Annotated in this window: 9 protein-coding genes; 5 read left to right on the forward strand and 4 right to left on the reverse strand. The window is 66.3% G+C overall.

Translation table 11 applies throughout. From position 1 onward, the window contains the following. The first annotated feature begins 92 nt into the window (after positions 1–92). The 3 genes from ASD87_RS06170 (at position 93) to ASD87_RS06180 (ending at position 3,428) form a co-directional block, all read left to right on the forward strand. Positions 93–1,019 (forward strand): AraC family transcriptional regulator, encoded by a 927-nt coding sequence (locus ASD87_RS06170; RefSeq protein ID WP_056318510.1) that lies wholly within the window; start codon positions 93–95, stop codon positions 1,017–1,019. Between the two features lie 147 nt (positions 1,020–1,166). After that, positions 1,167–2,276 (forward strand): cyclic nucleotide-binding domain-containing protein, encoded by a 1,110-nt coding sequence (locus ASD87_RS06175; protein WP_056318514.1) that lies wholly within the window; start codon positions 1,167–1,169, stop codon positions 2,274–2,276. A 141-nt stretch (positions 2,277–2,417) separates the two neighbouring features. After that, entirely contained in the window at positions 2,418–3,428 is a 1,011-nt protein-coding gene (locus tag ASD87_RS06180; RefSeq protein WP_056318517.1) for a tripartite tricarboxylate transporter substrate binding protein, read from the forward strand. A 58-nt stretch (positions 3,429–3,486) separates the two neighbouring features. Here the strand turns inward: ASD87_RS06180 and ASD87_RS06185 are convergent, their stop codons facing one another. The 3 genes from ASD87_RS06185 to ASD87_RS06195 are packed head-to-tail and all read right to left on the reverse strand — an operon-like array spanning position 3,487 to position 6,353. Further along, complete coding sequence (locus ASD87_RS06185) at positions 3,487–5,394, reverse strand: amidohydrolase (RefSeq protein WP_056318520.1); 1,908 nt, start codon at positions 5,392–5,394, stop codon at positions 3,487–3,489. Then, a complete protein-coding gene (locus tag ASD87_RS06190) occupies positions 5,387–5,686 on the reverse strand; it encodes a XapX domain-containing protein (RefSeq protein ID WP_056318524.1) in 300 nt (99 codons plus the stop codon). Before ASD87_RS06190 ends, ASD87_RS06185 begins: the two co-directional genes overlap by 8 nt. A gap of 13 nt (positions 5,687–5,699) precedes the next feature. After that, positions 5,700–6,353, reverse strand: coding sequence for a hydrolase (locus ASD87_RS06195; protein ID WP_056318528.1), 654 nt, complete (start codon positions 6,351–6,353; stop codon positions 5,700–5,702). Between the two features lie 135 nt (positions 6,354–6,488). Here ASD87_RS06195 and ASD87_RS06200 point away from each other — a divergent pair, with 135 nt between their 5' ends. Together ASD87_RS06200 and ASD87_RS06205 are read left to right on the forward strand one after the other, a co-directional pair. Continuing rightward, positions 6,489–7,694, forward strand: coding sequence for a S9 family peptidase (locus ASD87_RS06200; RefSeq protein ID WP_056318529.1), 1,206 nt, complete (start codon positions 6,489–6,491; stop codon positions 7,692–7,694). A 68-nt stretch (positions 7,695–7,762) separates the two neighbouring features. Beyond that, on the forward strand, positions 7,763–9,676 hold the full coding sequence (locus ASD87_RS06205) for a radical SAM protein (RefSeq protein WP_175155551.1): 1,914 nt from the start codon (positions 7,763–7,765) through the stop codon (positions 9,674–9,676). 12 nt (positions 9,677–9,688) lie between these two features. Here the strand turns inward: ASD87_RS06205 and ASD87_RS06210 are convergent, their stop codons facing one another. Further along, entirely contained in the window at positions 9,689–11,023 is a 1,335-nt protein-coding gene (locus ASD87_RS06210) for an MFS transporter (RefSeq protein ID WP_056318531.1), read from the reverse strand. Between the last annotated feature and the right edge of the window lie 225 nt (positions 11,024–11,248).

An 11,248-nucleotide genomic window follows, 5' to 3' on the forward strand; every position in this document is an offset into this window, starting at 1 on the left:
GGGGATGCTTGCCAAATGTTGCTTGTTGCGAAGCAGCATCGCCTGCTATCTTCGAGCCCGTTAGCGCGTTCGCCCTGATCTGGACATATCCGATGCCCGCCACCCAACCCCTGATTTCCGGCTCGCAACCGGCGCGGCCCACCGACACGCTGGGTTGCTCGGCCAGCCAATTGGCGTTGGACCAGGAATTCCATGGCGGCGGGCTGACGCTCTATCGCAAGCGCACCCACAACGATTACTTCGGCAGCGTGCAGACGCCCGCGTCCGATCGCGGCTTTCTCGTGGGCGTGGCGCTGCAGGGCGGTCATCGCCGTCGCATCCTGCACGGTCACCACGCGTCCACGCATGATTTCGATGCGGGTTCGATCTACATTCGCGACTTCACCGACGATTACCGCGCCGACATGCTGGGCGGTTTCGACTTCCTGCTGGTCGAGCTGTCTCGCGCCTTCATCGAGCGGATCAACGACGAGAAGGGCGGGACGCGCGTCAGCAGCCTGACGCCGCGCGCCGGGCAGCCGGATCCGGTGCTGGGCCATCTTTCGCAGGTGCTGGCGAGCGTCGTGGCAAATCCCGCGCAGACCAGCAGCCTGTTCGTGGAGCATCTGAACCTGGCCCTTGGCACGCACCTGCTGGCGCAATACGGGGCCGGGGCCACCAGCGGATGGGCAGCGTCGGGCGGCGCCCGCGTGCTGTCGCGCAAACTGGAGGCGCGCGCCAAGGACATGCTGCTGGCGTCGCTGCGGGAAGACGCGTCGATTGCGGATATCGCAGAGGCCTGCAATCTGTCACGCAGCTATTTCATCAAGGCGTTCCGGCAAACGGTTGGCACCACGCCGCATCGGTGGCTCCTGGAACAGCGGGTGCAAAAAGCGCAGGCGTTGCTGCGCACACCGGGCCGGTCGATCACCGACATCGCGCTTTTGTGCGGCTTTGCCGACCAGGCGCACATGACCCGCGTGTTCACCAGCGTGGTGGGCGTGGCGCCCGGCGCCTGGCGCAGGGAACACGGCCGTTGACCCTTTAGCCGGCGCGCGACAGGCCATGCAACGCGCATGGCGCTTTCATACAAATCAGGACGCAAGTGCGCAAGACGCGGGCGCTGCCCGGCGGTAACGTCATCGCAATATCCCGCCCATTCTCCCGGATGATCCGATAGCGTCCCCATGAGTCGACTTGCCGCCGGCGCACCGGCCACGCCGCCCGCCGATCTGGCCGCCTTGCATGCACAGGCCTTTCCCATGCTGCCCAGGGGCATGATCGAGCGCGCCGCGGCGTATGGCGACGAGGTTTTAGCCGATCCAGGCCACGTGCTGCTCAACAGCGGCGACCGCGAAGCCGCCTTCTACATCCTGCTGCACGGGTACATCGAGGTGCTGGAAGCGCAAACGGGCGGCATCCTGCGCAGTCTGCTTGTGCATCGTGACGGCGAGTTCACGGGGAGCCTGGACCTCTTCACGGACAGGCCGAACGCGGTCACCGTGCGCGCCAGCACCCCAAGCCGGCTGCTGCGCCTGAGCCGCCCGGCGCTCGAGTCGCTGATATTGGACGACAGGCCGATGGCGGAAATCATCCTGCGCGCATTCGTGCTGCGCCGCATCGGCTACCTGCGCCAGCGGCCCTATGGCGGCGCGATTCTGCGCTCGACAGCGCGGGCAGGGCAGGAAGACCCCGTGATGGATCTGGCGGTGATCGGAGGCGGCCCCGCAGGCCTGGCCGCAGCGGCCTACGCCGCGTCCGAGGGCTTGCAGACCCTGTTGGTGGGCGGCTCGCTGTCCTGCGGCGACGCGCCCGGGCTGGACCTACTGAACGGCTTTCCCGGCACGATCACGGGATTGTGCGACGGCCCGCTGCTGCGCCGCGCCGAGGATCAGAGCAGGCGCTTTGGCGCGCACCTGCTGCCGCTACGCACCGTCAGCCGCTTTGACGGAGGGAGTTATCCCTACCGCGTGTGGCTGGACGACGGCCGGATGATCGAGGCGCGCAGCCTGATCGTGGCGACGGGAACGCGGGCTGGCGATGGCGCAGGGACGAGCGCTCAAGCGAATACCGCGTGGCTGGATGGGTGGCTCGATACGGACGACCAGGGCTATATCCATACGGGCCTGGCCGCAGCGGGGTCGATGCGGGCGCGCGATTACGAAAGTTCGCAGCCGGGCGTATTTGCGGTGGGCGCGGCGCGCGCGGGGTCGGTGAAACACGTCTTGGCAAGCATCGCAGAGGGCGCCGCCGCGGTGCGGATTGTGCATCGGTTTCTGGATGCGTCGGCGCATTGACCGCCGGTCGCTCATCCAGAAGCCCTAATACCCGCAAGGATTTTTTAGTCAGACCATAATTATTTTTCCCTTTTCGCAGCCGGTAGTTTGCGAACATGCGCTTAAAGCTTTCAAGCCAGAAGAGCGCATCGGGAGACAACCATGATCTGTAAGCACGCCGCGCGCAAGCGCGTCCATATCGTCGCGGCCGGCTTTATCGCGGTTGCCGCGTTCGCCTTGCCCGGTCAGGCTTGCGCGCAGGCCGCCGACAGCTACCCCAGCAAACCCATCCGTCTGATCATCCCTTACCCGCCGGGCGGCGCGACCGACGTGATCGGGCGCATCGTGGGCCAGCGCCTGAGCGAAGAGATCGGCGGCCAGGTCGTCATCGAGAACCGGGGCGGGGCAGGCGGCAACATCGGCGCCGCCGAGGTAGCGCGCGCGCAGCCCGACGGCTATACGCTCCTGATGGGCGCCTTGACCTCGCACTCGGTCATGGCGACCCTGGAGAAAGACAGCATTGCGTACGACCTGCGCAAGGATTTGGTGCCCGCGGGGGTGGTCGGCTTCGTGCCGCTGGTGGCCGTGGTCAATCCCAAGCTGCCCATCAAGTCGCTGGCCGAACTGGTGACCTACGCCAAGGCCAATCCGGGCAAGCTCAACTTTGCCTCTTCGGGCGCCGGCGCGCCGCAGCGCATGGCCATGGAGCTGTTCAAGCAGATCGCGGGCGTCAACATTGTGCATGTGGCCTATCGCGGCAGCGGGCCGGCCATGACCGATCTGGTCGGTGGGCAGGTCGAGACGATGACCGAGACGGTGCCCGCCGCGATCTCCTTCATCAAGTCGGGCCAGCTGCGTCCCTTGGCGGTGCTTACGCCGCAGCGCATCTCGATGTTGCCGGACATTCCCACGGCCGAAGAGCAAGGCTTCAGCGGCTTTAACGTCAGTTCGCTCTTCGGGGTGATGGCGCCTGCCGGCACGCCGGCGCCCATCGTGGCCAAGATCAACAAGGCGCTGACCACCGCGCTGGCAAAGGACGACGCCAAGGCCCAGATGCTGCAGCAAGGTGTTTACGCGGACCCGCTGGATGTGGATGCTTCCAAGGCGCGCCTGAACGCCGAAATCGAGCAATGGGCGAAGGTCATCCGCGAAGGGGGAATCACCGCCAAATGACGGTTCAGGCGTAACACTCGCGGCCGAGGGGGGAATGCCTCGGCCGCGTGATGCGCCTCTAGACCGCCCAGCAGGCGCAGCCCAGGGCGCCCCAGAACCCTTTCAGGTCGGAGACGGGCAGTTTGCTGGCCCAGGCGCCAGCGTGCTGGTGGCCGTGGACATTGCAGTCGTTGGCGCAGGCGCAGGCGGCCGCGGCTTCCCGCAGGGTGGCCTGCAGCGGCTTGCCTTCGCTGTCGCCCCAGGCGCCGTAGCCGCCGAACAGGCGTGTGGGCGACCAGTCGGGCATGGCGCGCGGCGGCGCCGCCTCGTCGTGCGCCGCGAATTCACCCGCGCCCCAGACCACTTTGCCGCCCACGACCGTGAGCAGGCTGCTGGTGTCCGCAATATCGGACTCGGGGCAAGAGAAGAAGTCGCGATCCGGCACAACCAGATCGGCCAGTTGGCCGACGGCGATGCGGCCCTTTTTGCCTTGCTCGTTGGAAAACCAGGTGACGTTCTCGGTCCACATGCGCAGGGCAGCATCGCGGTCCAGGCAGTTGCGTTGCGGCGTCAGGCGCAGGCCGCCCACCGTCTTGCCGGTGATGAGCCACGACAGCGATACCCACGGGTTGTAGGACGCCACGCGGGTGGCATCGGTGCCGGCCGACACGTTGACGCCTTTTTCGAGCATGCGCTTGACGGGGGGCGTCGCTTCGGCGGCGCCCGGGCCGTAGCGTTCGACGAAGTATTCGCCCTGGTAAGCCATGCGATGCTGCACGGCCACGCCGCCGCCCAGTGCCGCGATGCGGTCGATGGAGCGTTCGGAGATCGTCTCGGCGTGGTCGAAGAACCAGTTCAGCCCCGCCAGCGGCACGTCCTTGTTCACGCGTTCGAACACATCCAGCGAGCGCGAGATGGTCTCGTCGTAGGTGGCGTGCATGCGCCAGGGCCAGCGGTTCTGCGCCAGGATGCGCACCACTTCCTCGAGTTCGCCTTCCATCTCGGGGCCCATTTCGGGACGCGGTTGGCGGAAGTCTTCGAAGTCGGCGGCGGAAAAGACCAGCATTTCGCCCGCGCCGTTGTGGCGGAAATAATCGGTGCCTTGCTTGTACTGCGAAGTGGCCGTCCAGTTCAGGAAGTCTTCCTTTTCCTGCTTGGGCTTCTGCGTGAACAGGTTGTAGGCCAGACGGATCGTCAGTTGGCCGGCGTCGGCCAGTTGCTGGATGACCTGATAGTCCTCGGGGTAGTTCTGGTTACCACCGCCCGCATCGATGGCGCCGGTGACGCCCAGGCGGTTCAGGTCGCGCATGAAGTGGCGCGTGGAATTGAGCTGGTATTCGAAGGGCAGCTTGGGACCCTTGGCCAGCGTGGCGTACAGGATCGACGCGTTGGGTTTGGCAAGCAGCAGCCCGGTCGGGTTGCCGGCCGAGTCACGCACGATCTCGCCGCCGGGGGGCGCCGGGGTGTTCTTGTCGTAGCCGACCGCGCGCAGGGCGGCGGCGTTGAGCAGGGCGCGGTCATACAAGTGCAGGACGAACACGGGCGTATCGGGCGCCACGGCGTTCAGTTCTTCGATGGTGGGCAGGCGCTTTTCCGCGAACTGGTGTTCGGTGAAGCCGCCGACCACGCGCACCCACTGCGGCGCGGGCGTGATGGCCACCTGGCGGCGCAGCATGGCCATGGCGTCGGCCAGGCTGGTCACGCCGTCCCAGCGCAGTTCCATGTTGTAGTTCAGGCCGCCGCGGATGATGTGCAGGTGGTTGTCGATCAGTCCGGGCAGCACGCCGCGTCCGCCCAGCGCGATGATGCGGGTGGCCGGGCCGGCCAGCGGCAGAATGTCGCCAGCGGCGCCCACGCGCGTGAACCGGCCGTCCTTGATGGCGACCGCGTCGGCGATGGGATTGGCGGGGTCCAGGGTGGTGAACCGGCCCTGATGCAGGATGAGGTCGGGGGCGCCTTGGGGCGCGGGGTCCAGGGTGTCAGCCATTGCGCTTGTCTCCACATGCGTCGGCGGGTTGTTGGGCGGTGTCGGCGGATGCCTTGGGGCAGCTAGGCAGTTCGCCGAACATGTGCGGTTTTACCTGTTCATGGATGAAGGACGTGCGGGCGGGCTCGTCCGCCAGCAGGCGCTTGAGCAGCGGAGGAATCTGTTCTCCCGCCAGGATGCCGAGCAAGCCCACCAGGGCGATCACGGGTGGTGCGGGCGAGCGCACATTGAACAGGGCATAGATGATACCGACCAGCAGGCCGAGTCCCAACGACACAAGGTAGACCTTCATGGGTATGCTCCTGTCAGCCTTCGTGCGCGTTGAACATGGACTTGGCGTAGAGGATGCCCAGGCCGTAGGCGCCACCGAACTTGCTGGCGATGCCGGTCGTCATGTCGTAGGTATCGATGCGCGCCCAGTCGCGCTGCATCTCCAGCAGGTATTGCAATGCCGTGATGGGTTGGCCGCCTGCCTGAACGATACGCTCAATGGCGCGGTTGTGGGCTTCGGCGGACACGTCGCCGCAGGCGTCGGCGATGACATAGACCTCGAAGCCCTGGTCCAGCGCGGACAGGGCCGGGCCGACGATGCACACGCTGGTCCACAGGCCCGCTAGCACAATGCGCTTCTTGCCGATTTCGTTAACCTGCTTGATGACGGCGGCGTCTTCCCAGGTGTTCATGGAGGTGCGGTCCATCAGCGGCCGGCCGGGGAACGGGACGGTGACTTCCTCGAACATTGGGCCGGAAAAGCGCTTCTCGGCAACGGTCGTCAGGATGGTGGACACGCCAAAGCCGGCGGCGGCTTGGGCCACCAGCGCGGCGTTGCTGCGCAGCGTGACGGCATCGATCGAATGGGTGGCAAACGCCATCTGCGACTGGAAGTCGATCATGATGAGCGTGTGATCGTGCGGGGACAGCAGCTTGGCGCCGGGCGTGGGGGTCGCATTGATGGGCATGGATGACTCCTTCGGTTGCCATAATGGAGGACCCGCGCAATGTGCCAGCCGGCCGGCCTGCCGTATTGAACGATAGTCCGCCGGTTTGTAGATTGTGATTGCGGCGGCGTTGCCGTCCTGACTCAGGAGAAACCCATGGGCCTGGCTTTCCAGAACGAACTGCATGACGATTTCGGCACGCGGCCGGTCGCTTACATGTCCTACGGCGGGGCGGATCTGGGAGAAATCCTGGCGGTGGGCCGCGCGGTGGGTAGCGGCGACGACACTGCGTTCTTCGAGGCCTGGATGGCGGCGGGCGACCGTCTGGCCGCCGAGGCGCAAGACGCTGAACGCCGTAACCTGCTTGCCAGCGCGCGTGAACTGCATCTGCGCGCCAGCGCCTTCTATTCGACGGCTTACCGGCCCTTGTACGGCGCGCCCACGGACGCGCGGCTGCTTGCGGCCTTTCGCAAGCAGATGGCGGCGTTCGACCGGGGACTGGCGCTGTCCGCGCAACCGGTCAGGCCGATGCGCATTGCGCTGGACGGCGCGTACATGCCTGCCTATCTGGTGCCGGCTGCGGGTCAGGAGGCCGACATCAGGCCGCTCGTCATCTTCACCAACGGTTATGACGCCACGGTGACCGACATGTACTTCGCGAGCGCCGTGGCCGCCGCGCGCCGGGGCTACCACGCGCTGGTGTTCGACGGCCCCGGGCAGGGCGGCATGCTTTACGAACAGGGCGTGCCCATGCGTCCCGATTGGGAGACGGTAGTGAGTGCGGTGGTCGACTGCGCCGTTGCGCTGCCCATCGTCGACGCAAGCCGAATTGCCCTGAGCGGCTGGAGCCTGGGCGGGCATCTGGCGCCACGCGCGGCGTCGGGCGAACCGCGGCTTGCGGCCTGCATTGCGGACCCCGGGCAATGGAGCGTCGCGGGCCTGTTCCGGCCGCTGGCGGTCAAGCTCGGCGCCAGCCCGGAAAGCGCGGCGAACATGGGGGAACTGGAAGGGCCCGTGATGGACCGCCTTTGGAAGTTCGTCTTGTCCAGTCCGGCGCTCACATGGAAGGTGGTGCAGCGCGGCTTCTGGGTGCACGGCGTGGACAATCTGCGCGACTACCTGCGCGCGGTGGAGCTATTCACCCTGGACGGCCGTATCCAGGGCATCACGTGTCCCACCCTTGTAACACTGGCCGAAAACGACCCGCTTGCTGCCGGCACCCAGCAGTTCTTCGATCAGTTGCGCTGCCCCAAGACCCTGCTGCGCTTCACGGCGCAGGAGGGCGCCGGCGATCATTGCGAATCGGCGAACCGGTCGCTCTTGAACCGCCGCGTGCTCGACTGGCTGGACGGCGTCTTATAGGGCGCGAAGGCGGGCTGCCTATAATTGCATCCGATCCCCGCTTTCTGACGGCAGCCCTGCCGTGCCTCATGTCGACCTTGCCATTGCGCGTGCTGTCGGTGATTCCACCGATGACGCAGCTGAACACTCCCTATCCGTCCACCGCCTACCTGACCGGCTTCCTGCGGTCGCGCGACGTCACTGCGTTCCAGGAAGATCTGGCGCTGGCCCTGGTGCTGCGCCTGCTTTCCGCCGACGGCCTGCGGGCCGTGGCAAGCCGCATCGACGCGCTGCCCCTTGAAAAGCACACGCAGCCCATTCAGGCATTCGTCGCCATGCAGTCGCGTTATCTGGCCACCATCGGCCCGGTGATCGCCTTTCTGCAAGGCCGCGACCCCACGCTGGCGCATCGCATTGCGGGGCGCAACTACCTGCCCGAAGGGCCGCGGTTTGCGACGCTGGACGTCTACATGGACGAGGACGGCGGCGATCCCCTGGGCTGGGCGTTCGGCGCGCTGGGGTTGCAGGACCGGGCCAAGCACCTGGCCACGCTGTACCTGAATGACCTGGCCGACGTGCTGCGCGACGCGATCGATCCGCGTTTCGAGTTCGTGCGCTATGCCGAATCGCTTGCGGGCAGCCAGCCCACGTTCGACCCGCTGGCCGAGGCGCTGGATGCCCCGCTGAACCTGGTGGACGAGACGCTTCGTGAACTGACCGAGGCCGCCCTGGCACGCCATACGCCGACGATGGTCCTGTTGTCGGTGCCGTTTCCGGGCGCGGTGTACGCCGCCTTCCGCATCGCGCAGGCCATCAAGGCGCAGGACCCCAGCATCGTCACCGTGCTGGGTGGGGGCTTCGTCAACACCGAATTGCGCGAACTGAAAGACCCGCGCGTGTTCGATTACTTCGATTTCGTCACGCTGGATGCCGGCGAGCGTCCGCTGCTGGCGCTGCTGGAACACGTGCAGGGCAAGCGGTCGCGCCAGCGCCTGGTGCGCACCTTCGTGCGCGATGCCGACAGCGGCGCAGTGCGCTACATCAACCTGGTCGAGCCCGACGTCGCATTTGCCGAAGTGGGCACGCCCACGTGGGACGGCCTGCCGCTGGACCGCTATCTGTCGCTGCTGGACATGCTGAACCCGATGCACCGGCTCTGGAGCGACGGCCGCTGGAACAAGCTGACCGTCGCGCACGGCTGCTACTGGAAAAAGTGCAGCTTCTGCGATGTGGGGCTGGACTATATCGGCCGCTATGAGGGCGCGTCGGCCTCCGTGCTGGCCGATCGCATCGAAACCATCGTGGCCGAGACCGGGCAGACGGGTTTTCATTTCGTCGACGAAGCCGCGCCGCCCAAGGCGCTCAAAGCCTTGGCGGCCGAGCTGATCGAACGCAACACCGGGATTTCCTGGTGGGGCAACATCCGCTTCGAAAAGACCTTCAGCCCGGAACTGTGCGAACTGCTGGCCGACAGCGGCTGCATTGCGGTTTCAGGCGGCCTTGAGGTCGCCTCGGACCGGCTGCTGAACCTGATGAAAAAGGGCGTGTCGATCGACCAGGTGGCGCGCGTGACGCGTGCGTTCAGCGATGCCGGGGTGCTGGTGCACGCCTACCTGATGTACGGTTTTCCGACGCAGACTGTGCAGGACACTGTCGATGCGCTGGAGTACGTGCGCCAGCTATTCGAGAACGACTGCATCCAGAGCGGGTTCTTTCACCGCTTCGCCTGTACGGTGCATTCGCCGGTGGGCCAGAATCCGGACGAATACGGCATCAAGCTCAAACCCTTGCCCGAGGTCACGTTTGCCAAGAACGACGTGGGCTTTCATGACCCCACGGGCGTGGATCACGACGCGCTGGGCAAGGGCCTGAAGAAGGCCATCTACAACTTCATGCACGGCATCGGGCTGGAAGAGGACGTGCGCAGCTGGTTCCCGTTCAAGGTGCCACGCACGACGGTGGCGCGCAATCGCATCGCGCGCGCGTTGAACCAGCGCGGCTGATGCAGCCGCCGGTCAGGCCGCCGGCGGGGCCTCCTGCACCGTGGAAAGCACGGGCTCGGCCGCCTCGGCGCCGGGCACCGCGTGGGTCAGGTCCTCGGTCATCTCGTGGTCCAGCGCGCCCTGGAACAGGTCTTCGGTCACGCGCAGTTCCACCCCCACCGGCGACATCTGCGCGGCCGCTGCAAAGGGCGCCACCGGCGCCGGCGCCGGGCGCTCGTTGCGGCGCCAGACGAAAAAGGTGACCAGCCCAAGGTTGAGCAGCGCAAAGCACCAGAACAGGCCCGCTTCGCCGAACTTCGTCATCACGGGAGAGATGGCCAGCGGGCTGAGCGCCGAGCCCAGCGAATTGATGAGCAGCAAGCCCTGGATCATGCGCACCAGCGCGTCGGCGGGCGCGCGATCCGCCGCATGGCTGACGGCCACCGGATAAATGGCGAAGACGCCACCGCCCAGCAGGAACAACAGCGGCATCAGCAGCGGCGAGGCGGGCGGCAGCAACAGGATCAGCACGCTGAGAACGGCGCAGAACACGGCCAACGCGATCAGCACCACCTGGCGGTCGCGCCGGTCCGACCAGCGCCCCACCGGATACTGCAGGACCATGGCGCCCAGGATCACGGCGCCCATCATCTTGCCGACCTCGGCAACGTCCAGCCCAATACGCTGCAGATACAGCGGCAGCAGCGTGTAGACGGCGGCAATCGCGACGCCCGACCCGAAGCAGCCCATCACGCCCGTGGGCGTCATGCGGGCCAGGTGCTGCGGCAGCAACGGCTCGACGCGTTCCACCAGCGGCGAGACGCGCGGAATGATGACCATGGGCATCACGGACAGCGACGCCAGCAGGCCGGCCACCATGAACGGCGCCATGGGGCCCAACTGGGTGATGGCGCCCAATTCCAGCTGGCCCAACATGCCCGAGCCATACAGCGCGATCATGTACAGCGCCAGCAGCCGCCCGCGCACCTTCGCGTCGCCCGCCAGCAGCAGCCAGCTTTCCACGACCAGGAAGACGCCCACGCTCGCCCAGCCGTTGATCAGACGCAGCACGAACCAGGCTTCGCGGTTGAAGATCAGTCCCTGCAGCAGCACCGTCACGGCGATGAGCGAGGCAAAGCTGCTGTAGGCGCGGATATGGCCGATGCGCAGGATCAGGCGGTCATTGAAGATCGCGCCCAGCGTCAGACCGATGAAGTATGACGACGAAATGATGCCGATGACGGTGGCCGACTCGCCGGCCGCGTCCAACTGCAAGGTCGTCAGGGAAGAGATGAAGGCGTTGCCGATGCAGACAACGAACAAGCCAAGAAGGGGCCCGAGCACCAGGCCCAACAACTGCCGAGACATGAAATCCTCGATTTCCAGAACAGCACAAAGCATCCGGTGCGACCGGACAAACGATCAATGGGGTTGGGGGGATGCGTCATGGTTCGCCTGGCTTGGGGAGGGCAATGCCATGCGCTTGGGCGCGGGCCGGGCGTCGCAAGGCGCGCGCGGCGGGAATCCGGCGCGGATTGTAGCGCCGATTGCCGCGGTGTCCCGGTCCGTCCGCGCGCGGGCTCTTAATAGGCA

Origin of the sequence: Achromobacter sp. Root170 (assembly GCF_001428165.1) — a bacterium.
GTDB classification, from domain to species: domain Bacteria; phylum Pseudomonadota; class Gammaproteobacteria; order Burkholderiales; family Burkholderiaceae_B; genus Achromobacter; species Achromobacter mucicolens.